The 23,644-nt window shown below is 70.0% G+C and carries 22 protein-coding genes and 1 pseudogene; 13 read left to right on the top strand and 10 right to left on the bottom strand.

The window, feature by feature from the left end:
- Both EJO66_RS26190 and EJO66_RS26185 read left to right on the top strand, forming a co-directional pair.
- Positions 1 to 2,304, top strand: a complete 2,304-nt coding sequence (locus tag EJO66_RS26190) for a sensor histidine kinase (protein WP_125966582.1) — start codon at positions 1 to 3, stop codon at positions 2,302 to 2,304.
- Positions 2,305 to 2,355: 51 nt separating this feature from the next.
- Positions 2,356 to 3,375 (top strand): alpha/beta fold hydrolase, encoded by a 1,020-nt coding sequence (locus EJO66_RS26185; protein ID WP_125966581.1) that lies wholly within the window; start codon positions 2,356 to 2,358, stop codon positions 3,373 to 3,375.
- A 34-nt stretch (positions 3,376 to 3,409) separates the two neighbouring features.
- Here EJO66_RS26185 and EJO66_RS26180 read toward each other — a convergent pair whose 3' ends face one another.
- A complete protein-coding gene (locus EJO66_RS26180) occupies positions 3,410 to 4,258 on the bottom strand; it encodes an AraC family transcriptional regulator (RefSeq protein WP_338067594.1) in 849 nt (282 codons plus the stop codon).
- A gap of 11 nt (positions 4,259 to 4,269) precedes the next feature.
- On the opposite strand from EJO66_RS26180, the gene EJO66_RS26175 reads away from it, so the two are divergent.
- Both EJO66_RS26175 and EJO66_RS26170 read left to right on the top strand, forming a co-directional pair.
- On the top strand, positions 4,270 to 4,815 hold the full coding sequence (locus EJO66_RS26175; RefSeq protein ID WP_124960985.1) for a peroxiredoxin-like family protein: 546 nt from the start codon (positions 4,270 to 4,272) through the stop codon (positions 4,813 to 4,815).
- A 34-nt stretch (positions 4,816 to 4,849) separates the two neighbouring features.
- Entirely contained in the window at positions 4,850 to 6,223 is a 1,374-nt protein-coding gene (locus EJO66_RS26170) for a chloride channel protein (protein ID WP_125966579.1), read from the top strand.
- A gap of 93 nt (positions 6,224 to 6,316) precedes the next feature.
- On the opposite strand, the pseudogene EJO66_RS26160 reads toward EJO66_RS26170, so the two are convergent.
- Together EJO66_RS26160 and EJO66_RS26155 are read right to left on the bottom strand one after the other, a co-directional pair.
- Positions 6,317 to 6,873, bottom strand: a pseudogene (locus EJO66_RS26160) (type 1 glutamine amidotransferase domain-containing protein).
- Positions 6,874 to 6,979: 106 nt separating this feature from the next.
- A complete protein-coding gene (locus tag EJO66_RS26155) occupies positions 6,980 to 7,399 on the bottom strand; it encodes a CBS domain-containing protein (RefSeq protein WP_124960988.1) in 420 nt (139 codons plus the stop codon).
- 296 nt (positions 7,400 to 7,695) lie between these two features.
- Between EJO66_RS26155 and EJO66_RS26150 the strand changes: the two genes are divergently transcribed.
- Positions 7,696 to 9,063, top strand: coding sequence for an NAD-dependent succinate-semialdehyde dehydrogenase (locus EJO66_RS26150; protein WP_125966578.1), 1,368 nt, complete (start codon positions 7,696 to 7,698; stop codon positions 9,061 to 9,063).
- A 9-nt stretch (positions 9,064 to 9,072) separates the two neighbouring features.
- Here the strand turns inward: EJO66_RS26150 and EJO66_RS26145 are convergent, their stop codons facing one another.
- The 3 genes from EJO66_RS26145 to hmpA all read right to left on the bottom strand — a co-directional run bounded on the left by EJO66_RS26145 (position 9,073) and on the right by hmpA (position 11,141).
- Positions 9,073 to 9,444 carry a response regulator gene (locus EJO66_RS26145; protein ID WP_125966577.1) on the bottom strand — a complete coding sequence of 124 codons (372 nt, stop codon included), beginning with the start codon at positions 9,442 to 9,444 and terminating at the stop codon, positions 9,073 to 9,075.
- 156 nt (positions 9,445 to 9,600) lie between these two features.
- A complete protein-coding gene (locus EJO66_RS26140; RefSeq protein ID WP_125966576.1) occupies positions 9,601 to 9,882 on the bottom strand; it encodes a hypothetical protein in 282 nt (93 codons plus the stop codon).
- A 74-nt stretch (positions 9,883 to 9,956) separates the two neighbouring features.
- Positions 9,957 to 11,141, bottom strand: a complete 1,185-nt coding sequence (gene hmpA / locus EJO66_RS26135; protein WP_125966575.1) for an NO-inducible flavohemoprotein — start codon at positions 11,139 to 11,141, stop codon at positions 9,957 to 9,959.
- Positions 11,142 to 11,280: 139 nt separating this feature from the next.
- On the opposite strand from hmpA, the gene norR reads away from it, so the two are divergent.
- The 3 genes from norR to EJO66_RS26120 all read left to right on the top strand — a co-directional run bounded on the left by norR (position 11,281) and on the right by EJO66_RS26120 (position 14,837).
- The gene (norR, locus tag EJO66_RS26130) at positions 11,281 to 12,861 is read left to right on the top strand and encodes a nitric oxide reductase transcriptional regulator NorR (protein WP_125966574.1); all 1,581 of its coding nucleotides are present in this window, start codon (positions 11,281 to 11,283) and stop codon (positions 12,859 to 12,861) included.
- A 111-nt stretch (positions 12,862 to 12,972) separates the two neighbouring features.
- Positions 12,973 to 13,848 carry an amidohydrolase family protein gene (locus EJO66_RS26125; RefSeq protein ID WP_420856704.1) on the top strand — a complete coding sequence of 292 codons (876 nt, stop codon included), beginning with the start codon at positions 12,973 to 12,975 and terminating at the stop codon, positions 13,846 to 13,848.
- A complete protein-coding gene (locus tag EJO66_RS26120) occupies positions 13,845 to 14,837 on the top strand; it encodes a tripartite tricarboxylate transporter substrate binding protein (protein WP_125966572.1) in 993 nt (330 codons plus the stop codon). Before EJO66_RS26125 ends, EJO66_RS26120 begins: the two co-directional genes overlap by 4 nt.
- A gap of 371 nt (positions 14,838 to 15,208) precedes the next feature.
- Here EJO66_RS26120 and EJO66_RS26115 read toward each other — a convergent pair whose 3' ends face one another.
- From EJO66_RS26115 to EJO66_RS26100, 4 genes are all read right to left on the bottom strand, one after another.
- Positions 15,209 to 16,090, bottom strand: a complete 882-nt coding sequence (locus EJO66_RS26115) for a LysR family transcriptional regulator (protein WP_125966571.1) — start codon at positions 16,088 to 16,090, stop codon at positions 15,209 to 15,211.
- A gap of 62 nt (positions 16,091 to 16,152) precedes the next feature.
- Positions 16,153 to 16,497, bottom strand: a complete 345-nt coding sequence (locus EJO66_RS26110) for a c-type cytochrome (RefSeq protein WP_125966570.1) — start codon at positions 16,495 to 16,497, stop codon at positions 16,153 to 16,155.
- Positions 16,494 to 18,764: a xanthine dehydrogenase family protein molybdopterin-binding subunit gene (locus tag EJO66_RS26105; RefSeq protein ID WP_125966569.1), complete on the bottom strand. Its 2,271-nt coding sequence runs from the start codon at positions 18,762 to 18,764 to the stop codon at positions 16,494 to 16,496. Before EJO66_RS26105 ends, EJO66_RS26110 begins: the two co-directional genes overlap by 4 nt.
- 13 nt (positions 18,765 to 18,777) lie before the next feature.
- The gene (locus tag EJO66_RS26100) at positions 18,778 to 19,251 is read right to left on the bottom strand and encodes a (2Fe-2S)-binding protein (protein WP_125966568.1); all 474 of its coding nucleotides are present in this window, start codon (positions 19,249 to 19,251) and stop codon (positions 18,778 to 18,780) included.
- A gap of 213 nt (positions 19,252 to 19,464) precedes the next feature.
- Here EJO66_RS26100 and EJO66_RS26095 point away from each other — a divergent pair, with 213 nt between their 5' ends.
- From EJO66_RS26095 to EJO66_RS26075, 5 genes are all read left to right on the top strand, one after another.
- Positions 19,465 to 20,025 (top strand): GSU2403 family nucleotidyltransferase fold protein, encoded by a 561-nt coding sequence (locus tag EJO66_RS26095; RefSeq protein WP_125966567.1) that lies wholly within the window; start codon positions 19,465 to 19,467, stop codon positions 20,023 to 20,025.
- Positions 20,026 to 20,064: 39 nt separating this feature from the next.
- Positions 20,065 to 21,285: a helix-turn-helix domain-containing protein gene (locus EJO66_RS26090; protein ID WP_125966566.1), complete on the top strand. Its 1,221-nt coding sequence runs from the start codon at positions 20,065 to 20,067 to the stop codon at positions 21,283 to 21,285.
- Between the two features lie 50 nt (positions 21,286 to 21,335).
- A complete protein-coding gene (locus EJO66_RS26085; RefSeq protein ID WP_125966565.1) occupies positions 21,336 to 22,022 on the top strand; it encodes a Vgb family protein in 687 nt (228 codons plus the stop codon).
- 122 nt (positions 22,023 to 22,144) lie between these two features.
- Positions 22,145 to 22,942, top strand: coding sequence for a DUF899 domain-containing protein (locus tag EJO66_RS26080; protein WP_125966564.1), 798 nt, complete (start codon positions 22,145 to 22,147; stop codon positions 22,940 to 22,942).
- Between the two features lie 25 nt (positions 22,943 to 22,967).
- On the top strand, positions 22,968 to 23,564 hold the full coding sequence (locus EJO66_RS26075) for a hypothetical protein (protein WP_125966563.1): 597 nt from the start codon (positions 22,968 to 22,970) through the stop codon (positions 23,562 to 23,564).
- Positions 23,565 to 23,644: the final 80 nt, after the last annotated feature.

Here is a 23,644-nt window from a genome sequence, read left to right as displayed (position 1 = left end):
ATGGCGCCCGGACGCGGCCTGGCCGCCGTGCTGCTGTGGGCGACCCTGGGGTTCGCGATGCTGCCCGTGCAGGCGGCGGCGCTGCATCTGGATGCCGCCGGTCGACTGCCCGTCGCGCTGGATGACAAGGTCGAGGTGTTCGAGGACCCCGGCGCACAACTCGGCTTCGAGGCCGTCGAGAAGCTGGGCAGTCGATCCCCGGGCGGCTTCGTGCCGGGCACCCAGGCCCGGATGCGGCCGGGCTTCTCGAACTCAGCGTTCTGGCTGCGGCTCACGCTGGCGAACAACGCCAACGCCGATCAGGCATTGCGCCTGGTGCTGAACACCACCTGGCTCCAGTACGTTGATTTCCATGTGCAGCGCAGCGCGCCGGGCATGGCGCCCGCAACGGCCTGGATGCACGAGGCCGCGGGCGTCTCCAGGCCGCCCGCCGGGCGCAATCTCGACCGCGTGCCGGTGCTCGCGCTCGACCTGCGGCCGGGCGAACAGGCGCGCGTGCTGGTGCGCGTGCAAAGCCGCAGCAGCATCAAGCTGGCACCCCTGCTGCACAGCGCCGAAACCTGGCGTGCCACCGAAGGCCGCCATGCGCTGATCGACGGCCTGCTGATCGGTGGGCTGCTCGTGCTGGCGGTCTATTCGCTGGCGGTCTGGGCCATCGCGCGCAACGCAGCCCTGGCCTCGCAGAGCCTGGGATTCGCGCTGGTCGCACTCTACGAAGCCACCTACCGCGGCTACGCCCGGTTGCTGTTCTGGCCCGAGAGCACCGAGTGGAGCTACCGCGCGGCGGGTGTCATCGCGGGCTGCTGCGTGCTGAACATGGTGTTCTACCTGCATGCGCTCTCGCGCGGCGCGCCGGTGCGCCAGCCCGGGCTGCGCGTGCTGGTCGCGATGACGGCGGTGCAGGCGCTGGTGGTCATCGGCACGCTGGCGGGCAGCTATGCGTTCTTCGCACGCGCCGGCATCCTCACGGCGCTGGCTCTGGTGCTGGCGCTGACGATCAGCAGCTTCATCTACATGCGCCGCGCCGGCCCCGGGGGGCGGCTGGCATTCCCCGTGATGGTGGTCGTCACGCTGGGCGTGTGCCTGCGGCTCAGCGAACTCGCGATGCCCGAGCATGCCGTGCCGAGCTTCGATACCTACGTGCTGGGTTTTCCGGGCCTGCTGGTCGGCCTGGTGGCGCTGGCCGCATGGACCCACCACCTTTCGCGCCAGCGCCACGATGCGCAGCGCAAGCTGGTCCAGTGGCAGGCCCACGAGCAGCACAGGCTGCAGAACGAGGTCTCGCGCAAGACGCGCGCGCTCAACGCCGCGCTCGAGCAGGCCGAGCACCGCGCGCGTGAGCAGACGTGGCTCATGGCCTACATCAGCCACGACCTGCGCGCACCGCTCGCCACCATCGTCGGCCATGCCCGCGCCTTGCGCGCCGAGCTGGCGTCGGCTCCTGCGCAGCTGCAGGCCATCGAGCGCAGCGCCAACTACCAGCTGGCCCTTGTCGACGACCTGCTCGAATACGCCAAGGGCGAGCTGCTGCCGCTGGCGCTGGACCCGCGGCCCCTGCGCCTGCCACTGCTGATCGACGACATCGCGCAGTACGCCGCCACGCTGGCACAGCGGCAGAACAACCGTTTCGTGCTCGACGTGCGCGGTATGCTGCCGCCCGCCGTGCGTCTGGACAGCAAGCGTTTCCAGCAGCTGCTGCTGAACCTGCTGTCGAACGCGGCCAAGTTCACGCACGATGGCCAGATCGGCCTGCGCGTGGAGCCGCACCCCGCCGGCGGCCAGTGGCGGCTGGACCTGGAGGTCTGGGACAGCGGCATCGGCATCGACATCCGGGACCAGCGGCGCGTCTTCCGCGCGTTCACGCAGGCCGATCCGGCCTCCGGCGGCAGTGGCCTCGGGCTGGCGATTGCGCGCCGCATCGTCGAGCGCATGGGCGGAGAGCTGCAGCTGGAAAGCCACCTGCACCTGGGCACGCGGCTTCGCTTTTCGGTGGTGGTGGATGCCGCTTCCGACGAAGAGCTTCCTCCGGCCGCGGGCGCTGCGGCGCCGGTGCCGCCCGCCCCAGCGGACAGGCCGCCCCGGCGCAGCCTGCCGGTGCCCGAGATCGCGCCGCTGCCCGCAGGCCTGCGCCATGAACTCGAAACGCTGGCGCGCGACGGCCGATGGACCGATCTGCACGAATGGGCCGACCGGCTCGCGGCAGACCCGCAGCATACGGCGCTCGTGAAGGCGGTGCGGCAGGCACTGGAGAGCCTCGATTTCGACCACATCCTCCACCTGGCGCGGGTGACGCCGAGCGCCTGATTGCAGGAGGCAGTTCCCGCGGGCGGCATCTTCGTGCCATAAAGCAGGACAGTGAAGACGCCAAGACACCGAACCCTGCGCACCGGCCTTGCCGCGGGCACGGCGCTTGCCGCCGTGGCTGTGCTGGGCGGCATCGCCTATGAGCAGATCGGCCGGTACCGCGCGGCGAGGGACTTCCCTGCGCCCGGAAAAATGGTCGACATCGGCGGGGGGCGAAGGATCCAGCTGGATTGCCGGGGCGCCGGCTCCCCCACCGTCGTGTTCGAAGCGGGCCTGGGCGTCGACGGATCGTTGAGCTGGTCGGCCGTGCAGCCGAAGGTCGCCGCGCACACGCGCGCGTGCGCCTACAGCCGCGCGGGGCTGATGTGGAGCGATCCTTCGGAACATCCTCCCGGCGCAAGGCAGGCGGTGCAGGACCTGCGCGCCGCGTTGGCCGGCGCGGGCGAGCGCGGACCCTTCGTGCTGGTGGGGCAATCGCTGGGCGGGCTCTACAGCGTGGGCTTCACGCGCGACTTCGGCGCCGAGGTGGCGGGGCTGGTGCTGGTCGATCCGTCGCATCCGGAGCAGGTCGAGCGCGTCGCGCATTTCATGACCGAATCGCGTTCGATGCGCTCCCGCCTCGGCGTGGCGCTTGCGCCCTTCGGCGTGCTGCGCGCGGCCGCGCCGGTGCTGCTGCCGCAGGCCCCGCATCGAAGCGCGCACGAGATGCAGGCGATCCGCGCCTTCGCGTCCAAGTCGCTGCGCACGCAGCTCGCGGAGAGTGATGCGACCGACGCCTCGCTCGCCGAGGCCAGGGGCTTGCGCGACCTGGGCGATCGTCCGCTGGTGGTGCTGACCGCGATGGCGCCGTACACCGCCGCGGAATTGCGCGGAATGAAGATCACGCCCGAGCAGGGCCGGCAGGTCCAGGCGATCTGGAAGCAGATGCACGAGGAGATGGCGGCCTGGTCCTCGCGCGGCAGGCACCTGCTCGTGGCCGATGCCGGACACGACATCCAGCTCGACCAGCCGCAGGTGGTGGCCGATGCGGTGCTGTCCGTCGTCGAAGCGGTTCGCAGGAACAGCCGCTGATGCCTCGCCCGGCAGCGAGGCAACGCCTTGCGCGTCAGACCGTCGGCTGGCCGGCCCGCGCCGGCTTCAGGGCCGCGGGCGCGTGGCCGTACGCTCTTGAAAAGGCCCTGGAAAATGCCTCGGCGCTACCGAACCCGGTGCGGCGGGCCGCGAGCTTCACCGGATCGCCGGCCATCAGGTAGCGCCGTGCCAGCGTCAGGCGCCACGCGCCGAGGTACGCCATGGGTGTGGTGCCGACGATCGTGCGGAAGGTCGACATGAAGGTGCTCCTGGACATGGCCGATCGGCTCGCCAGGTCGTCGACGGTCCACTGTCGCGACGGCATGTCGTGGATCGACACCACGGCCCGGTGCAGTGAAGGATGCGCGAGCGCGGCGAACAGGCCCGGCTTCTGCGTGCCCGCATCGATCGCGCTCCGGAGCGCCATCAGCACCAGCACCTCGGCGAGCCGGTTCAGCGCCGCGCTGCGGCCGCAGCGGTTTCCCGCCGCTTCCGCCATGAATGCCGCGGCCGTGGCCTGCAGCGACGGCGAGCCGTCCAGGGACACGGACACCTCCTCGGGCATCGCGCTCATCAGCGGATTGGCATCGTTGTCGAAGTCGACGCTGGCCGCGACGCGCGCATCGGGCGGCAGCTCCGAAAAGCCGCCGGGCCGGAAGATCACCCGGCCTTCGCTGCCGTCTTCCGGGCCAGCCAGCAGCAGGGCTGCCACGCCGGTGTCGCCCGGCGCAAGCACCGCCACGCGGAGCTTGAACACCTCGACAAAGGCGGCGAGCCGGTCCATCTTGGGTGAATTTGGACTTTGGATCATGAAAGTCGGATGTTTCATGGCGCAGAGCATGAGATCTTTGGGCCTTCTTTGCAACCCCCACTTTTTTTCCAAGGAGCACTCTCATGCTGATTCCACGCCAACAAGCCCCGGACCTGAGTGTCGACACTCTCGTCGCCGGCCGGTTCCGGCTGATCGACGAGAAGCCCGAGCGCATGACGCTGGTGTGCTTCTACCGCGGGCTGCATTGCCCGATCTGCGCCAGCTACCTGAAGGAACTGGAGCGGCTGACGCCGGCCTTCGCCGAACGCGGCGTAGCCACCATCGCGATCAGTTCCGACGACGAGGCGCGCGCCCGCGCCATGGCCGACAAGATCGGCGCAGCGAAGCTGCGCATCGGCCATGGCCTGTCGCTCGCGGACGCCAGGAAGTGGGGGCTGTACATCTCGGCGAGCCGGGGCAAAACCTCCATCGGCATCGATGAACCGGCACTGTTCTCCGAGCCCGGCCTGTTCCTGGTCAGGCCCGACAACACTGTCTACTACCTGTCCGTGCAATCGATGCCATTCGTGCGCCCCAACTTCGCCGAGATGGTGCAGGCGCTGGACTTCGTCATCAAGAACGACTACCCGGCGCGCGGCGAGCAGCTGCTGGAGCAGCCGCTGGCCTGAGGCGGCACGGAGGTTGCGTAAACTGGCTCGCACCATGAACCGCGAGCCAGACTTCCTCGAGCATCTGCGGGCCGAACTCTCGAGCGGCCGCATCTGGCTCGACCGTGCCATCGTGCTGGGCTATGCGATTGCGGCCGGGCTCTTCGTGGTGGGCTTCACGCTCGCGAGCGACTGGGTGTTCGGCGCGTTCCTGCGCTTCCACGGTGCATGGCCCTGGGCCGTGCTGCTGACGACGCCGCTGCTCACCGCCGCCATCGTGTGGTTCACGCTGCGCTTCTTCCCGGGTGCGGGAGGCTCGGGCATTCCGCAGATCAAGGCGGCGCTGCATGCCACCCTGCCGGAGGAACGGCGCTTCAGCTTCGCATCGCTGCGGCTCACGGTCGCCAAGATCGGGCTCGGCGCGGCGGGCTTCGCGGCGGGGCTCTCGATCGGGCGGGAAGGCCCCTCGGTGCAGGTGGCGGCCGGGGTGATGCAGCATGCGCGGCGGTGGCTTTCGCCCCGCACCACCATCGACGGGCGCGCACTGCTGGTGGCCGGCGGCGCGGCGGGCATCGCGGCCGCCTTCAATGCGCCGCTTGCGGGCGTGGTGTTCGCGATCGAGGAACTCTCGGGCCGCCTGGAGGCGCGCTCCAGCGGCCTGATCATCACCGCCATCGTGCTGGCGGGCCTGGTGGCCGTTTCCGTGTTTGGCAACAGCAGCTATTTCGGCGTGATCCGCGTCCCGCGGCTGGGGTGGGACGCGCTTGGGCCGGGCCTGCTCGTCACCTTGCTCAGCGGCGTTGCGGGCGGCCTGTTTGCGCGGCTCCTGATCGCCTCGCTCACAGGCGCGCCGGGGCGCCTCAACCGCTGGCGCGCGCGCTTTCCGGTGCGCTTCGCGGCCGCCTGCGGCCTGGCCGTGGCGGTCATCGGACTCGTCACCGGCGGCGTCACCTTCGGCGCGGGGTCGGAGGCGGTGAAGCAGATGCTGCAGGGGCATGACGAACTCACGCCGCTCAACACCGTGCTCAAGTTCGTCGCCACCTGGCTTACGGCCTGGAGCGGCGTGCCGGGCGGCATCTTCGCGCCTTCGCTGTCCATCGGCGCGGGCATCGGCGACGCGGTGGCCACGCTGGCCAGCGGCGATCTTGGCCCTGCGCTGATCGCGATGGGCATGGCCGGCTTCCTGGCCGCGGTGACGCAGGCGCCGCTCACCGCCTTCATCATCGTGATGGAAATGGTCGACGGCCATTCGATGGTGCTGAGCCTGATGGCGGCCGCCATGCTGTCCAGCCTGGTCTCGCGCATGATCAGCCGGCCGCTGTACGACACGCTGGCCGAACACATGGTGAGACGTGCCGTCGACTCGACGCAGCCCGGGAAGGCTGCCGCGGAGGTCATGCCCGCCGCCAGCACAACGCCGACGCGGTAACCAGGCAGAGCGCGAGGAACACGATGGCGGCGTTCACCGCATGCGACAACGTCGTGATGGGCAGGCGTGTGCGCACGAACTCCAGCAGTCGTCTCAGGCGTGCGCCCGCGCATCTGCAAACAGCCTGACCATCTCGCGGTCGAAGGCCGGCAGGTCCTGGGGCTTGCGGCTGGTGATCAGGTTGCCGTCGACCACGACCTCGCGGTCCACCCACTTGGCGCCGGCATTCGTCAGGTCGGTGCGCAGCGAGGGCCACGATGTCATCGTGCGGCCGCGCACCGCGTCGGCCTCGATCAGCGTCACGGTCCGTGGCAGATCGCTGCCACCGGCTTGCCGGCCTTGAAGAAATCGCGTACGAAGGCGATGGCCTCCTCGTTGATGCGCAGCGCATCGGGGTTCATGACGCCGCCGGGCAGCACGAGCGCATCGAACTCGTGCGCGGCCGCCTGCGGCAGCGGTATGTCGACGTCGAACGCATCGGCCGGCTTGTGGTGTTTCCAGCCGCGCACGGTGTTGTCCTTCGGCGAGACGATCTTGGTGGCGGCGCCGGCCGCATCGAGCGCCTTGCGCGGCTCCGTCATCTCGGCTTGCTCGAAGCCGTCGGCCACGAGAATGGCGACCTTGGCGCCATCGAGTTGGGTCTTGTTCATGTGGGATCCTTTCGATGCCCAGACTGCGCCGCCGCATCGCGGCCTTCTGTCAGCGGGATGCCGCGGCGCTGTAGGAAATCGCCAATGATGGCGCCAGCGAGGGCGCTCAGGCGGGCTCCGAAATCTCGCACAGCGCTTCGGCCGCGGATTCGGGCCCGGCTTCCCTGACTGCAAGGTCGCCCAGCGCTACGATGCCCACCAGGCGCTTGTCGCGGCTGACGATCGGCAGCCGACGGATCTGGTACTCGCCCATGATCGCGACAGCGCGTTCGACCGGTTCGTCCTCGTAGGCCCAGCGGAGGCCGTCGGACATCACGTCGCGCACCTTGGTGTCGGCGCCGCGGCCTTCGGCCACCGCGCGCACGGCAATGTCGCGGTCCGAGATGGAACCGATCATCCGGTCGTTGGCACCGACCGGCATCATGCCGAAGTCGCCGTCGCGCATCTGCCGCGCGGCCTCGGCAATGGTCGCATCGGGACTGATGACTTGCACGTCCCGGCTCATCAGATCCTTGATCGTGTGCATGAGAAATCTCCTCTTCGGTTGAAAGGCCACGCGGCAGACCCAGCCGAGGCGGCCGGCGCCCGGGCCTCGTGAACACTTTGCGAAGAATTGCCGCCTCCCATCTGTAGGACTCGGCGCCCCGCGCGCGTGATCGCCGGCATCGTCGAAGGCCTACATCGACGAGGTCGCGGCGCCCTACACCCGCTGCGCGCCGCCGGCCTAGAGTGAAATTTCAGCTGCGGGAGAGTTGCGCACAAGGCCGGCAAGTGACGGCAGGCAGCTTGCATTCAGCATTCAGCAGAAAGGAGCCCAGCGACATGGCCATTGAATCCGTCAACCCCGCGACCGGTGAGAAGCTCGAGACTCATGCGCAGATGTCCGCCGCCGCGGTCGACGACACCATCGGCAAGGCGCACGAGGCATTCCTGGCCTGGCGCGGCACCTCGTTCGAGCAGCGCGCGCAGCACCTGCGCGAGGCGGCGAAGATCCTGCGCGCGAAGTCCGACACCTGGGGTGGGCTGATGGCGCGCGAAATGGGCAAGCCGCTGCGCGACGGCATTGCCGAGGCGAAGAAGTGCGCGGCGTGCTGCGAATTCTTCGCCGACAACGCGGCGCGGCTGCTGGCGCGCGAGCCGGTCGATACCGAAGCGCGCACGAGTTTCGTCACCTTCAATCCGCTGGGCGTGGTGCTGGCCGTGATGCCCTGGAACTTCCCGTTCTGGCAGGTGTTCCGGTTCGCAGCGCCTGCGCTGATGGCCGGCAATGCGGCGGTGCTCAAGCATGCGTCGAACGTGCCGGGCTGCGCACTCGCGATCGAGCAGATCCTGCGCGAGGCCGGCATGCCCGAGCATCTGTTTCGAACGCTCTTGATCGGCAATGCGCAGGTCGACGCGGCCATCGGGCATCCGCTGGTGCGCGCGGTCACGCTGACCGGCAGCGGCCCGGCCGGCAGCGCGGTGGCGCGCAAGGCCGGCGAGATGCTGAAGAAGACCGTGCTCGAACTCGGCGGCAGCGATCCCTACCTGGTGCTGGAAGACGCCGACCTCGACCTGGCCGCCAGCGTGTGCACCAAGGGCCGGCTGGTCAACGGCGGCCAGAGCTGCATCGCCGCCAAGCGCTTCATCGTCGTCGAGCCGGTGCGGCGCGAATTCGAGCAGCGCTTCGTGCAGAAGATGCAGGCGGTGCGGCAAGGCGATCCGCTGGACATGGCGACGGAAATCGGCCCGCTCGCCAGGCACGACCTGCGCGACGCCCTGCACCGGCAGGTCGAGCAGAGTGTGCAGCGCGGCGCGCGCTGCCTGCTCGGCGGCCAGATTCCCGAAGGCCCCGGCGCCTACTACCCGCCGACCGTGCTGACCGACGTCGCCAAAGGCATGCCCGCGTACGACGAAGAGTTGTTCGGCCCCGTGGCCGCGGTCATTCCGGTGCGGGACGAGGCGCAGGCCATCGCCGCCGCCAACGACTCCTCGTTCGGCCTGGGTGCCGCCGTCCTCACGCGCGACCTGGCCCGCGGCGAGCGCATCGCGGCCGAGTCGCTCGAGGCAGGTTGCGTGTTCGTCAACGACGCCGTCCGCTCCGATCCGCGGCTGCCCTTCGGCGGCGTGAAGGACAGCGGCTATGGCCGCGAGCTGTCGGGCTACGGCATCAAGGAGTTCGTCAACATCAAGACGGTGTGGGTGGCATAGCCTGGAAGCTCACCCGGTCTGATAACCCTGGCACTGCTCGAAAAACGCATCGAGCTCCGTGGACTTGTCGAAGACCGCATCGGCGCCGAGCGCCAAGCATCGGCGGCGCATCTCAGGGGTCGGGTAGTTCGTCAGAACGATCAGGTGCTGGTGTCTGGAGCGGCCCTGGCAGGCGCGGATGACCGTCAGGCCCGAGCCCTCCTTCAGGAAGAGGTCGACGATGGCCAGTTGCCAGGATCCATGCAGTGCGAGTGCATCGATGGCCCCTTCAGCGGTCTCGACGCTCGCCACGACGTGAACGCCGGCCAGTTCTTCCAGCGCGGGAATCAGGTTGTCCCGGATCGTCCGGCTGTCCTCGACAAGGATCGTAGTGAGCGGCATGCATACGCTTTCGGCGTCTGGAGGCTCTTGGACATCGGAATGCAACCACCAATGCGGCCTTTCTACGGCTCGGTCCTGCTCATCCTTGTAGGCAAGCTTCTCGACTTGGGGACGGTGCCCAGGAAGCGCGCCGGCAGAGCGCGCGCCGGGGCTTTCTCACGACGCCTTCCGGTTGCTTTCGGTCTCCAGCGCTTCGGCCACCTTCTCGAGCAGGTCGACCGATTTCGAGAGCTTCTTCTCGATCTGGTCGGTCTGCTCGATCGCGCGGTCGAGGTCGTCGGTGCGCACATCCTCGGAGATCCCCTTGTCCAGTACCACGTGAACGACAGCGAGCTCATCCGCAGCTTCCTCCACCGTTTTCTTTGCCTGCTTGCTTTCGTCCAGCGCGCGTTCGACCGCGCGAGTGCGGGCGCTTCCAGGTGCCTTGAGGTCGGACATCGGGATCTCCTTGCGAGTGCGCTTTTATCGTATACCGGCGCCGCCGAAGCGTCGACGGGAATGGGTAGCCCGCCCTACGCCTCCAGTGCCTCCAGCGGACCGAAGAACTCGTAGCGCAGCTGCTGCTTGGGCACGCCCAGCGCAAGGCCGCTCGCATACACCGCCTTCATGAAAGGCTTCGGACCGAGAAAGTAGAGGTCGACGTCGCGATCGGCCGGCAGCTGCTGCTCGAGCAGCTCGCGCGTGACGAAGCCGGTCGCATGCGGCCGGTCGGACTCGCGCGGCGCGTCGTAGACATAGAGCGGCTTCACGTTGGCATGCCGCGCCGCCAGCGCATCGACGCGCGAACGGAACGCATGGGCACCGCCATGCCGCGCCGCATGGATGAAGTGCACCGGCCGGCCGGTGTGCGCCACCGACTCGAGCATGCTCATGGCCGGCGTGATGCCCACGCCGCCCGTCACCAGCACCAGCGGGCGCACAGGCTCGCCCGCGGGCTGCAGCACGAAATCGCCGCAAGGTGCCTGCACCTGCAGCACGGTGCCGACCCCGGCCTTCTCGTGCAGCCAGTTCGATGCGCGGCCGCCCTCTTCCTGCTTGACGCTGATGCGGTAGAAGGGCTTGCCCGGCGCGTCGGACAGCGAGTAGTTGCGCCGCAGCGGCTCGCCGTCGATCTTCAGCACCAGCGTGAGGTACTGGCCGGGCGAGAACGCGAGCAGCGGGCCGCCGTCGGTCGGCTCCAGGTAGAAGGAGGTGATGACGTCGCTCTCCTGCTCGCGCCGCGCCACGCGGAACTCGCGCTCGCCGCGCCAGCCGCCGGTCTGCGCGGCGTTGGCGCGGTAGACCTCTTCCTCCGCGGCGATCAGCAGCGCCGCCAGCGATTGGTAGGCTTCGCCCCAGGCCGCGATGATCTCGTCCGTCGCGGCCTCGCCGAGCACGTCCTTGATGGCCTGCAGCAGGCAACCGCCGACGACCGGGTAGTGCTCGGGCAGCACGCCCAGCGCGGCGTGCTTCTGGATGATGCGCGGCAGCGCGCCGGCGATCTCGTCGAGCCGGTCGATGTGCGTGGCATAGGCCAGCACCGCGCCCGCGAGTGCGCGCGCCTGGCTGCCGGCGGCCTGGTGCGCCTCGTTGAAGAAGGCCTTCACCTCCGGATGGCTCTCGAACATGATCCGGTAGAAGTGGCTGGTGATGGCCTCTCCGTGCGCCTGGAGCGCGGGAACGGTGGCTTTGACGATGGCGATGGTTTGCGGGGTCATCTGTGGCTTTCGGGTTCGGCAATGGAAGATGCCTTTCCTTCTCACGATCCGTGCCAGCCCCCGGCCTCGCGCAAGTGCCTGCCAGCACTGGGGATTTTCGATGCGTGGTCAAATTCGCAACAGGATTCATGTTGTATTTATGACCACCATCAGTGTCAATTCGACCACCAACGAAGAGATTGCGGCGACCGAGGCGCAGCGCTACCGCGCACTTCTTGCCGCCGCGCGCGGCCTCGTTCGATGCGATGCCGCCGCACTGCTGCGGCTGGACGGCGACGTGCTGCGGCCGCTGGCCGTGGACGGCCTGAACGACGAAACCCTGGGGCGGCAGTTCCCCGTGGCCTCGCACCCGCGCTTCGCCCGCCTGCTCGAGAGCGAGCGGGGCCTGCGCTTCGCGCAGGACTGCGGGCTGCCCGATCCATACGACGGCCTCGTCGCGGGCCAGCCGGGCATCCTGCCCGTGCACGACTGCATGGGCGCGCCGCTGCGCCTGCGCGGCGCCACCTGGGGCCTCCTGACGCTGGACGCGCTCGAGGCCGGCGCCTTCGAGGCCGTGGGCCCGGCGCAGCTCGACGCGCTGGTGGCGCTGGTCGAAACCGGCATCGAAGCCGCCCACACGATCCAGGAAATGGAAGCGCGCGCCATGCGCGAACAGGCCGTCGCGCAGGCCCTGCGGTCAGGCCGCGGCGCCACGCGCGAGCTGCTCGGCAGCAGCCCCGCGATGAAGCAGCTGTGCAGCGAGATCGACACGGTCGCGGTGTCCGACCTCACGGTGCTGCTGCTCGGCGAGACTGGCGTGGGCAAGGACCTGGTGGCGCAGCGCCTGCATGCGCGCTCGCGCCGCAGCGACGAGCCGCTGGTGCAGGTGAACTGCGCGGCGCTGCCCGAGACGCTGGCCGACAGCGAGCTCTTCGGCCACAAGCGCGGCGCGTTCACCGGCGCGGTGCAGGACCGCAGCGGCAAGTTCGAGATCGCCGATGGCGGCACGCTCTTTCTCGACGAGGTCGGCGAGCTGCCGCTGACGGTGCAGGCCAAGCTGCTGCGCGTGCTGCAGAGCGGCGAGCTGCAGCGCCCCGGCAGCGACCGCACGTTGAAGGTCGACGTGCGCGTGATCGCGGCCACCAACCGCGACCTGCCGGCGGCGATCGCGCAGGGGCGCTTCCGCGCCGACCTCTATCACCGGCTCTCGGTCTATCCGCTGGTCGTGCCGCCGCTGCGCGAGCGCGGGCGCGACGTGGTGGCGCTCGCGGGTGGTTTCCTCGAAGAGAACCAGCATCGCCTGGGCGCGCGCAACCTGCGGTTGTCGCCGGCCGCCAAGGCCGCCCTGCTCGCGCACGGCTGGCCGGGCAATGTGCGCGAGCTCGAGCATGTGATCAGCCGCGCGTCGCTGCGCGCCTTCAGGGAGCAGCGCCGCGGCGCGCGCTGGACGGCGATCGAGCCGCATCACCTGGCGCTGGAGGCTGCGGCGGCCGGCGGTCCTGCAACGCCACCTGCGCCACCCGCACCGGTGCCAGCAGGCCAGCATGCGGGCCTTGCCGGCCCCACTGGCGGCACGCTGCGCGCAGCCACCGAGGCGTTCCAGCGGGCCTGGCTCGCCGATGCGCTGGCGCGGCATCGCGGGCACGTGGCCAATGCGGCGCGCGAGGCCGGCATCGACCGCAGCAATTTCCACCGGACCTTGCGCAAGCTCGGCGTGCCGCGGCCTGGCGGCACGCCCTGAATGGGCCGGCCGCGGCATAAGCGGCGCTTATGAATAACGAACGCGCGCGCGGATTCCGCAGCGGCGCCTCCCTGCCGATACTTCCGCCTTACTTCATCCAGGAGGCGCGATCTGCTTTCTTCCCATCCTCTGCCGCAGCGATCGACGCCCCGCAGCGGTCCGCAAGCCCTGCGCGCGGTCGACAGCCATGCGCATGTCTTCCTCGGCAGCCTGCCGCTCGCTCCCGAGCGCCGGCATGCCCCGGACTACGACGCCACGCCCGGCGAGTACCTCGGCCTGCTCGATGCGCACGATGTGTCGCACGGCGTGCTGGTGCAGCCCAGCTTCCTCGGCACCGACAACAGCTACATGCTCGGCGTGCTGCGCGCCCACCCGGGGCGCTTGCGCGGCGTGGCGGTGGTCGAGCCCGCCACGCCGTTCGATGAACTGCGAGTACTCGCCGATGCCGGCATCCGCGGCCTGCGGCTCAACCTCGTCGGGCTGCCGATGCCGGATCTTTCCCGGCCCGTGTGGCAAACCCTGCTGCAGCATGTGCGGGCCCTGGACTGGCACGTCGAGCTGCACCGGCCATCGCAGGACCTGGCGGCAGCGGGCCAGCCCGTGCTCGATGCCGGCTGCAAGCTGGTCGTCGACCACTTCGGACGCCCGGGCGGGAACACCGCGGCCGACAGCGGCTTCGGCTGGCTCGTGCGCGCCGCCGCCGGTGGCCGCACCTGGGTCAAGCTGTCGGCTGGCTACCGCACCTGGCGCGATCCGCTCGGCGCCGAGGCGTGCCGCGCCGCGGCGTCGCTGCTCGACGCCGGCGGCCCGCAGCGCCTGCTGTGGGGCAGCGACTGGCCCCACACCCAGCACCGTGAACACACGGGCTACGCACACACGCGCACCGCGCTGAACCACTGGATCCCGGACGCCGACGCACGGCGCTGCATCCTGGTCGACACGCCGGCCGCGCTTTTCGGTTTTTCCAAGGAGACGACGACATCATGAATGCAACAACAACCAGCAAGCTGCGCGCCTGGCTTCCCGCCGCCTGCATCGGCGCCGCACTGTGCCTTTCGGCCCCGGGCGCCGCCGCACAGGCATGGCCCGCCAAGCCCGTGAAGATGGTCGTGACCTATCCGCCGGGCGGCACGGTCGACGCGGTGGCGCGCGTGATCGCGCCGAAGCTCTCGGCCCGGCTCGGTCAACCGGTGGTGATCGACAACCGCGCGGGCGCGGGCGGCGCGATCGGCGGCGACCTGGTCGCCAAGAGCGCGGCCGATGGCTACACGGTCATGCTCGACGCCTCCAACCATTCGCAGAACCCGGCGCTGCGCAGCAAGATGCCGTTCGACACGCTGCGCGACCTCGCGCCTGTTTCGCTGCTGGTGCGGGTGCCCAACGTGCTGGTGGCAAATCCTGCCGCGCCCATCGCGAGCGTGAAGGACCTCGTCGCGCAGGCGAAGGCCAGGCCCGAGCAGATCAACTACGCCTCCTCGGGCAACGGCTCGGCGCAGCACCTGGCCGCGGAACTCTTCGGCGCGATGGCCGGCGTGCGCATGACCCACGTGGCCTACAAGGGCGGCGGCCCCGCGCTCACCGACGTGATGGCGGGCCAAGTGCCGGTGTTCTTCGCGAGCCTGGCCTCCAGCCTGCCGTACATCCAGGGCGGCAAGCTGCGCGCGCTGGCAGTGACCGGCAAGGCGCGCTCGCCGGTGCTGCCGCAGGTGCCGACGGTGGCCGAAGCGGGGCTCGCGGGCTACGAGGTCTACGAATGGAACGGCGTGTTCGTTCCGGCTGGAACGCCTGCGCCCGTGGTCGACCGCCTGTCCAGGGAACTGGCTGCCGTGCTGCGCGAGCCCGATGTGCGCACGCGGCTCGAAGGCATGGGCGCCGAGGTCATCGGCTCCACCCCGGCCGAACTGGACGCCTTCCGCCGCGCCGAGATCGCCAAGTGGACCCAGGTCGCGAAGACCAACAGGATCGCGCTCGACTGAGCTTCAGCCCACTCCCTACTTTGTGGGAGTGTTGACCGTTACCAATCCCCACACAATCAGACGAAATTTCGAAAATAATTACTTTACGCAACGAAGCTGCCGGAGCCGAGAAGTTCTAGCGACAGACAAGCTCGGTACTGCGAACCCATTTGGAGCTTGTCTTGGAAAACCTGTTTTCAAGTTGCCCGTGCGGCTTCGGCCACCTGAAGCGCCTCCAGAGGCGCCTGTGGATGCGTCTGTTCCCTTCGCGGCGGCTCTATCGCTGCGCTCAGTGCGGCCGCTTGCAGCTCGCCCCCCGCAGGGTGGTCGAACAGGCAATCGTCACGCGGCTGGCCGAGGAAGCGTCGCATCGGCGGCCTTAGCGGCACGGCTTACGCATCGAGCATGGCCGCAAAGGCATCGGCGAAGGTGGGGCGCGACTTCGCAAGCCACATCGCGGAGAGCTCGAAAGGCGGCAGCGCTGCGCCGTCGCGCACCTCGGCATAGCGCACGCCCTCGTGGCGCAGCGCGCGAACCGAGCTCGGCAGCAGCGACCAGCCCAGGCCCGCCGCCACGCACGACAGCACCGTGAGCGTGCGGTTGGCATCCTGCACGATCCGCAGTTCGTGTCCGGCGGCGCGAAACGCCGCGAGCACCTGGGTGCGCAGCGCCGACATCTGCAGGCTCGGAAACCACACCAGCCCGTGCGCGGCAATCTCCGCCAGCGAGACGCAGCCGTCGGCCCCGGGCTCATGGGCGGCGGGGATGGCCGCCACCAGCCGTTCCTCGCCGAGCCGCTTCTCGTGCACGCGCGCGTTGACGGCCACGGGAGGATGCAGCAGCGCGACATCGATGCGGCCGCCTTCGAGCGCCTCGACCTGCTCGGCATTGCTCATCTCGCGCAGGGAGATGTCGAGCTGCGGATACGCCGCGCGCAGGCGTTGCAGCGCACGTGGCAGCACCTGGTAGACGGCGTGCGTGACAAAGCCGATGGTGAGCCGGCCCGCCCGTCCGGCGCCCATGGCGCGGATGCGCTCGGTGGCCGCGTCGCCGTAGGCGAGGCTGGCCCGCAGGTCATCGACGACGGCGAGCCCGGCCTCGGTGAGCGTGGCTCCGCGGCGCGTGCGTGTGAAGAGCCGGGTGCCGAGCTCGCTTTCCAGCCGGTTCAGCGTCTGCGTCAGCGCCGGCTGCGCGAGGCCGAGGTTCTCCGCCGCACGCGTGAGGCTGCCGGCCTCGGCGATGGCCACGATACAACGCATCTGCCGGGTTTCCATGCGGCATTCTAGGGAGCGGTCCTGCGCCGCCTTGCGGGCGGCCGCGTCTCAGGGAATGCCGATCACGGCGCGCCGTCGAGCAGCCACTGCGCGAGCGACTGCAGGTCGGCGTCGGGGACCCGGCCTTGCGGCGGCATGGGCATGGCGCCCCACTTGCCCGAACTGCCGGCCTTGATGCTCGCAGCCAGCTGCGCCGCGCTGGTCTTTCCGTCGCCGTAGCGGGCGCCGATCTCCTTCCACGACGGGCCCACCACCTTGGCCGCGGGCTGGTGGCACGCGACGCAGGCGTGCTTCTGCGCCAGTGCCTGGCTGGCCGCCGCGCGGCCCGGCCAGGCCATGCTTGTGCAAAGCCCCAAGGCCAGGGCAAGAGAGGCTGCGAGGCCTTGCTTGCGATCGTTGCGGGTCATGCCGGTTTTGCGTCCGCGAGGTTGAAAGGCAGCTGCCGCAGCGGCTTGCCGATCAGTTGCGCGATGGCGTTCGCGAAGGCCGGGGCCAGCGGCGGCAGGCCCGGCTCGCCGATGCCCTTGGGCGGCTCCGCGCTCGGCACGATGTGCACGGCGAATTCGGGCATGTCGGTGATGCGCGGTACGGTGAAGTCGCCGAAGTTGCCCTGCTGCACTTCGCCGTCCTTCAGCGTGATGGCGCCGCCCGGCAGGCACATCGACAGGCCCATGACCGCGGCGCCCTGCACCTGGGCTTCCACGCTGCGCGGATTGACGGCCAGGTTGCAGTGCACGCCGGCGGTGGCGCGGTGCAGCACCGGCTGGCCGTCCTTCACCGAAGCCTCCACCACGTAGGCCACCACGGACTCGAAGGATTCGTGCACGGCCACGCCCCAGGCGCGGCCGGCGGGCAGCTGCTTCTTGCCGTAGCCGCTCCGGTCGACGGCGAGCTGCAGCGCGGCGCGGTGGCGCGGGTGCTTGTCGCCGAAGAGCTGCATGCGATAGGCCACCGGGTCCTGCTTCGTGCTGCGCGCGATCTCGTCGAGCAGCGTCTCCATCACGAACGCGGTGTGGGTGGAACCCACGCTGCGCCACCACAGCACCGGCACGTTGACCTTGGGATGGTGCACGGTCAGTCGCATCGGCAGCGGGTACGGATCGCGCATGCCCTCGGTGGCCGTGGCGTCGATGCCGTTCTTCACCTGGAAGGGTTCGAACACGGAGCCGGCGGTGATGGACTGGCCCACGATGACGTGGTCCCAGGCCAGCACCTTGCCGCGCTCGTCGAAGCCGATGCGCGCGCGGTGCAGGTGCATGGGGCGGTAGTAGCCGCCCTTGATGTCGTCCTCGCGGCTCCACAGCAGGCGCACCGGCGCATCCAGCCCGGCGGCGCGCGCGGCCTTGGCGATCTCGCAGGCTTCCACGATCACGTCGCTGGTGCTCACGAAGCGCCGGCCGAAGCCGCCGCCGGCCATCTGCACGTTCACGCGCACCTGCTCGGGCTTGAGGCCGAGCGTGCGTGCCGCCGCGGCGCCATCGAGCCCCGCGGACTGGGTACCGACCCACAGCTCGGCGCGGTCGCCCGACAGCTTGACGGTGCAGTTCAGCGGCTCCATCGGCGCATGGGCGAGGTAGGGAAACACGAACTCGGCGTCCAGCTGCCGCGGCGCCTTGGCCAGCGGCGCCATGTCGGCATCGAACTTGCGCGCGCCGGGCTGTTTGGCCAGTTCGCGGTACTGGGCCAGCTGCCTGTCGCTGTCGACCTTCTCGGCAGCGGCCGTGTCCCACTGCAGCTTGAGCGCGTCGCGGCCCAGCTTGGCCGGCCAGTAGCCGTCGGCCACCACGGCCACGCCCTCGGCGCCGCGGTCCAGCGGCACGCGCAGCACGGCCTTCACGCCCTTGACGGCGCGCGCGGCGCTGTCGTCCACCGAAGCCAGGCGCGCGCCGAACACCGGCGGATGCGCCACCACGGCCGTGAGCTGGCCGGCGTGCTTGACGTCGATGCCGAAGTCCTGCCGTCCGCTGCTCTTGGCGCGCGCATCCAGGCGCGTGGTCGGACGGCCGATGAGCTTGAAGTCCTTGGGGTCCTTCAGCGTGACCTTCTCGGGCACCGGCAGCGCCATGGCGGCTTCGGCCAGTTCGCCATAACCCAGTTTGCGGCCGTTCGGGCCCAGCACGGTGCCGGACTGCGTGCGCAGCGTGGACACATCGACGTTCCAGCGCGCCGCGGCGGCCGACAGCAGCATGGCGCGGGCGCGCGCGCCGAGCTCGCGGTACTGCGTGAAGCTGTTCTTGATCGAGTTGGAGCCGCCGGTCAGGTGCATGCCGAAGGCCGGGTCGTGGTAGGCGGGGTCGTTGGTGCCGCTCTTGCTGCGCACCAGGCTCCAGTCGGCATCGAGCTCCTCGGCCAGGATCATCGGCAGGCCGGTCTGCACCCCCTGGCCGAATTCGAGGCGGTTGTGCGTCACGGTGACTTCGCCGTTGGGCGCGATCTGCACGAAGGCCGAGGGCTGCTGCGTCGGCGTGAGGGCGCTGGCCGCCGCTTGCTTGCCAGTGGCCTGCGCCATGGCCATGTGGGGAAAGGCGCCGAGCGCGAGGCCGCCCACGCCGGCCAGCTTCAGGAAGCTGCGGCGCGGCAGCGCGGCGGTGTCTTCGGGTTGTTGTTGGCCCTCGGCCATCAGGCGCTGCAGGATGCGCGGCAGTTCGGTGGAATCGATAGGGGTGGGCAACATGGCGGATGCTCCTTCAGGCCAGGGACTTGGCGGCATCGGCCACCGCGGCGCGGATGCGGGCGTAGGTGCCGCAGCGGCAGATGTTGCCGGCCATCGCGGCATCGATTTCGGCCGCCGTGGGCTGCTTGCCCCGGGGCTGCGACTTGAGGAACGCCGTGGCGCTCATGATCTGGCCGCTCTGGCAGTAGCCGCACTGCGCCACGTCATGCTTGACCCACGCGGTGTGCACCGCGGCACCGACCGGGTCGCTGCCGTCGGTGGCGGCTTCGATGGTGACGATCTTCTTGCCCTCGGCGGCCGAGATGGGCGTGATGCACGAGCGGATGGGCTGGCCGTCCAGGTGCACGGTGCAGGCGCCGCACAGCGCCGCGCCGCAGCCGAACTTGGTGCCGGTCATGCCCAGCGTGTCACGCAGGGCCCAGAGGATGGGGGTGCCGGGATCGGCGTCGACCGTGTGGTCGCGGCCGTTGACGTTGAGCGCGCTCATGGTGGGGGTCCGTTCTTCTTCGTGGGGTGGGTGGCGCCGGACGGCGCTGGAGGCGACTGTAGGAAGAAGCATCAGAAAGAAACAGTGGCGAATATTGCATGCCTTGTGAAGCCGGGCTTCATAAACACAAGCAGCAACGGGCTCGCTTCCAGGTTTTTCGCCATAAAAGTGAAAGTCTCCGCAAGATGATGAAATGTCAGATGTCCTCGTGACATCGACCTGCTGTTTGATACGCGCAGGCATCTGGCTTTTTTTTCGCGCATGAAGGAATCGGAGCTGTCGCTGCTTGGTCTTCTTCGCAAGGCCGACAAGTCTTTCGAGCGCCTCGAGGATCAAAAGGAGACCGTGCGCAACGCGACCGGATTCGAGGTCGATGTCATTCGCCGTGTTGCCAAGGATGGTGATCCGCATCCACTGCGCATGAGCGATGACGAAGACGACATCTGGGCGGTGCAGGCCTCCACGGGCGAGAGGATCCTGAATTCCCCGCGATTCAGCCAGATGGTGGTCTCCACGACCGGTGAGATGGCGCTCATGAACACGATGCATCCCCTGGACTTCGTGGACGTCAAGCGGGCGCTGGCGAAATATCCGAACCGCGATCCCCTCAAGCGTTCGAAAGACGTGTTGCAGGCTGAGCTTGTCGCAACGCTGGTCCGGGACTGCATGCCGCAGTACGCGCGAATCGGACCGTGGGAGAAAGTAGATGAGGAACCGGGAGAGGCCGATCTCCCCCACCAGCAACAGTCGATGCCTTTTGGACCTGCCCCTTGATTCGGGCAGCGCATGGGCGGGCCGGTGTAGCCTCGCGCCATGGATTCCCTGATTGCCGCCTCCGCACGCGCCCTGGCCGCCGGCGACGCGCTCGGCGCGCTCAAGCGGGTCGCGCTGCGCGACGACCCGCCGGCGCTGGCGCTGCGCGGCATCGCGATGGCCCAGCTCGGCGAGCATCCGCGCGCCCGCGAACTGCTGCGGCGTGCCGCGCGCGGCTTTGGCGCCCACGAGGAACTGGCGCGCGCGCGCTGCGTCGTGGCCGAGGCCGAGGTGGCCATGGCCATGCGCGAGCTCGGCGGCTCGCCGCGCGCACTGGCCGCGGCGGCGGCCACGCTCGACGCGCACGCCGACCGTGCCAATGCACTGCAGGCGCGGCTCATCGCGGCGCGCCAGCTGCTGCTGCTCGGCCGGCTCGAGGCGGCGCGGGCCGCGCTGGCGCCGCTGGATGCGCGCGACCTGCCGCCGGCGCTTGCGGCGGTGGCCGAGCTGACTGCCATGGAACTGGCGCTGCGCTCGCTGCACGTCGGCCCGGCGCGCGCGGCGCTCGCCCGTGCGCAGGCGGCGGCCGACCGCGCACGCGTGCCGGCGCTCTCGGCCGAGGTGGCGCAGGCGCGGGCGGCGCTCGACCGTCCCGCGGCACGGCGTCTCTTCCCGGGCGGCGAAGAGGCGCTGCGGCTCGACGAAGTCGCGGCGCTGCGGACCTCGGACGCGCTGGTGGTCGACGCCTGCCGCCGCGGCGTGGGCGCCGGCGGCGCCTGGCGGCCGCTGGCGCGCCGGCCGGTGCTGTTCGCGCTGGCGCGTGCGCTCGCCGGGGCCTGGCCCGGCGACGTCGACCGCGAGGCGCTGATCGCCTATGCGTTCAACACCCGCCATCCCGACGAGACGCTGCGCGCGCGCCTGCGGGTCGAGATCGGCCGGCTGCGCGCGCTGGTCGCGGCCGAGGCCGGCATCGAGGCCACGGCACGCGGCTTTGCGCTCAGGCCGCGCGATGCACGCGAGGTGGTCTTGCTCGCGCCGCCCATCGACGGCGAGCAGGCCTCGCTGGTGGCGCTGCTGTCCGACGGGGCGGCGTGGTCGACCTCGGCGCTGGCACTGGCGCTGGACGCGAGCCAGCGCACGGTGCAGCGCGCGCTGGCCGAACTCGAGGCCGAGGGGCGGGTGCGCGCCATCGGCCGGGCGCGGGCGCAGCGCTGGCTGGCGCCGCCGCTGGCGGGATTCACGACGATCTTGTTACTCCCCGCCGCGCTGCCGATTGAATAGAGTTGTCTCCAAGGCGCCGATCCCGGAGCCCGCCACACCAGGAGCCAGCGATGAACAGCAGCACTGCAGCCAGCAAGAAGTACAAGCCTGAGGCCGCGCCGCGCCCGGCCGAGATCGTGCGCGAGTACGGCCCCTTCGCCGGCGCCACCAGCGTGGCCGGCGTGACCCACGACGGCGCGCGCGTCTGGGCGGCCACCGGCGCGCAGCTGGTGGCCTTCGATCCCGCGAGCGGCGAGACCACGCGCACCCTCGACTGCGCCTGCGATGCCGGCACCGCCTTCGACGGCACCTACTTCTATCAAATTGCCGAGGCGCGCATCGACAAGATCGATCCGGCCAGCGGCAAGGTGCTGGCGTCGATTCCCACGCCCGGCCACGGCAGCGACTCGGGCCTGACCTGGGCCGAGGGCAGCCTCTGGGTCGGGCAGTACCGCGACCGCAAGATCCTTCAGATCGACCCGGTGAGCGGTGCGGTGCTGCGCACCATCGAGTCCAACCGCTTCGTCACCGGCGTGACCTGGGTCGACGGCGAGCTGTGGCACGCCACCTGGGAAGGCGACGAGAGCGAGCTGCGCCGCGTCGACCCCGACAGCGGCGCCGTGCTCGAGCGGCTGGAGATGCCGCGCGGTGCCAACGTGAGCGGGCTCGAGTCCGACGGCGCCGACCTCTTCTATTGCGGTGGCGGCGGCAGCGGCAAGGTCCGCGCCGTGCGGCGCCCGAGAGCCACCCGGGCCTGAACGGCCCACCGCGACAACCCCCTTTCGGCTTTGCGGCCGACGACGAGCGCGCCGGCCACCGGGCGGGTGGAGCCGCGCATGGACGAAACCCACATCGGCTCACCGAGCCCAAGGAGAAACGCATGAACACCGCCATTGCCGAAAAGAACACCGTGACGAACCACCCTGTCGTCTCGAAGGACCGGTGGCTGGCCCGGCGCAAGGCGCTGCTGGCGCGCGAAAAGGAACTCACGCACCTGCGCGACCAGATCGCCCGCGAGCGCCGCGCGCTGCCGTGGACCCGCGTCGAGAAAAGCTACGTCTTCGACACGCCCGAGGGGCCGCGCGCGCTGGCCGATCTGTTCGAAGGCCGCCGGCAGCTGCTGGTGCAGCACTTCATGCTCGGCCCCGACTGGGAACAGGGCTGCCCGAGCTGCTCCTACATGTCCGACCACCTCGGCGGGATGAAAGTGCACCTGGAGAACCGCGACGTCACGCTCCTGGTCGTCTCGCGCGCGCCGCTGGACCAGATCGAGCGCTTCCGCCGGCGCATGGGCTGGCAGTTCAGGTGGGTCTCGGCGCACGGCAGCGACTTCAACTACGACTTCAACGTGAGCTTCACGCCGCAGCAGTGGGCCGAGGGCCAGGGCGGGGTCTACTACAACTACAGCGTGCGGTCCTTCCCGGCGCAGGAGGCCCCCGGCATCAGCGTGTTCTACAGAAACGACGCGGGCGAGGTGTTCCACACCTACTCGACCTACGAGCGCGGCGTGGAAGCGATGATGGGCACCTACAGCCTGCTGGACCTCACGCCCAAGGGCCGCGACGAGCCCAACCCCGTCCATGCGATGGACTGGGTGCGCCACCACGACCGCTACGAACCGGCACCGGCCGCGCAGCCGGCGGCCGCGGCGGGTTCGTGTTGCCGTGTGTCCGACTGAACGGCGCTGGATCGGCAGGCACACCATGGCAAGCCTCTGGCCGTGGCTCGCGGTCGCGGGCGTCGGCGCCCTGCACGGGCTGAACCCCGCCAGCGGCTGGATGTGGGCGGCCGCCTGGGGCCTGCGTTCGCGCGACCGGAGGCAGGCACTGCGGGCGCTGCTGCCGATCGCGATCGGGCACGCCGCCTCGGTGGCGCTGGTGGCCGGTGCGGTGGCCTTCGGCCTGTCGCTCGACCGCGCGCTGCTGCAGGTGCTGGCGGGCCTGCTGGTGGTGGTCTTCGCGGGGCTTCACCTGTGGGGCCGCACACCGAGCGCGGCGCGCGCACCGGCCGGGCATGCGGGGATGGCGCTCTGGTCGTTCATGGTGTCCACCGCGCACGGCGCCGGCCTGATGCTGGTGCCCGCGCTGATCCCGCTGTGCATGGGCGATGGGGCGGAGACGGCGTTCAGCGCCTCGGGCTCGCTGCTGCTGGCGCTTGGAGCCGTCGGCGTTCACACCGCGGCCATGCTCGCGGTCACCGGTGCGATCGCCGTGGGCGCCTGCCGCGGCTTCGACGCCGGGGCCCGTTGGCTCCGAAGCCTCAGGCGGAAGCAGTCACCTGCGGCTGCGCATCGACCGTGACGCAGCGGCCGTCGCGCCACTCGAGCCATTGCGCAGCAAATGAGCGCGCGGTTGAGCCAAGACGATCCAGCCGTTGGAAA

This window comes from Variovorax beijingensis (assembly GCF_003951285.1).
Taxonomy (GTDB): domain Bacteria; phylum Pseudomonadota; class Gammaproteobacteria; order Burkholderiales; family Burkholderiaceae_C; genus Variovorax; species Variovorax beijingensis.
Note: the sequence above shows the minus strand (reverse complement) of the source record. Positions and strands in the feature narration are given on the sequence as shown.

Bases quoted from the DNA above. Each gene is read 5' to 3' on its own strand.
- EJO66_RS26190 (WP_125966582.1), top strand. From the start codon at position 1: ATGGCGCCCGGACGCGGCCTGGCCGCCGTGCTGCTGTGGGCGACCCTG.
- EJO66_RS26175 (WP_124960985.1), top strand. From the start codon at position 4,270: ATGCTGATTCCACGCCAACAAGCCCCGGACCTGAGTGTCGACACTCTC.
- EJO66_RS26170 (WP_125966579.1), top strand. From the start codon at position 4,850: ATGAACCGCGAGCCAGACTTCCTCGAGCATCTGCGGGCCGAACTCTCG.
- EJO66_RS26155 (WP_124960988.1), bottom strand. From the start codon at position 7,399: ATGCACACGATCAAGGATCTGATGAGCCGGGACGTGCAAGTCATCAGT.
- EJO66_RS26150 (WP_125966578.1), top strand. From the start codon at position 7,696: ATGGCCATTGAATCCGTCAACCCCGCGACCGGTGAGAAGCTCGAGACT.
- EJO66_RS26145 (WP_125966577.1), bottom strand. From the start codon at position 9,444: ATGCCGCTCACTACGATCCTTGTCGAGGACAGCCGGACGATCCGGGAC.
- EJO66_RS26140 (WP_125966576.1), bottom strand. From the start codon at position 9,882: ATGTCCGACCTCAAGGCACCTGGAAGCGCCCGCACTCGCGCGGTCGAA.
- hmpA (WP_125966575.1), bottom strand. From the start codon at position 11,141: ATGACCCCGCAAACCATCGCCATCGTCAAAGCCACCGTTCCCGCGCTC.
- norR (WP_125966574.1), top strand. From the start codon at position 11,281: ATGACCACCATCAGTGTCAATTCGACCACCAACGAAGAGATTGCGGCG.
- EJO66_RS26120 (WP_125966572.1), top strand. From the start codon at position 13,845: ATGAATGCAACAACAACCAGCAAGCTGCGCGCCTGGCTTCCCGCCGCC.
- EJO66_RS26115 (WP_125966571.1), bottom strand. From the start codon at position 16,090: ATGGAAACCCGGCAGATGCGTTGTATCGTGGCCATCGCCGAGGCCGGC.
- EJO66_RS26110 (WP_125966570.1), bottom strand. From the start codon at position 16,497: ATGACCCGCAACGATCGCAAGCAAGGCCTCGCAGCCTCTCTTGCCCTG.
- EJO66_RS26105 (WP_125966569.1), bottom strand. From the start codon at position 18,764: ATGTTGCCCACCCCTATCGATTCCACCGAACTGCCGCGCATCCTGCAG.
- EJO66_RS26100 (WP_125966568.1), bottom strand. From the start codon at position 19,251: ATGAGCGCGCTCAACGTCAACGGCCGCGACCACACGGTCGACGCCGAT.
- EJO66_RS26090 (WP_125966566.1), top strand. From the start codon at position 20,065: ATGGATTCCCTGATTGCCGCCTCCGCACGCGCCCTGGCCGCCGGCGAC.
- EJO66_RS26085 (WP_125966565.1), top strand. From the start codon at position 21,336: ATGAACAGCAGCACTGCAGCCAGCAAGAAGTACAAGCCTGAGGCCGCG.
- EJO66_RS26080 (WP_125966564.1), top strand. From the start codon at position 22,145: ATGAACACCGCCATTGCCGAAAAGAACACCGTGACGAACCACCCTGTC.
- EJO66_RS26075 (WP_125966563.1), top strand. From the start codon at position 22,968: ATGGCAAGCCTCTGGCCGTGGCTCGCGGTCGCGGGCGTCGGCGCCCTG.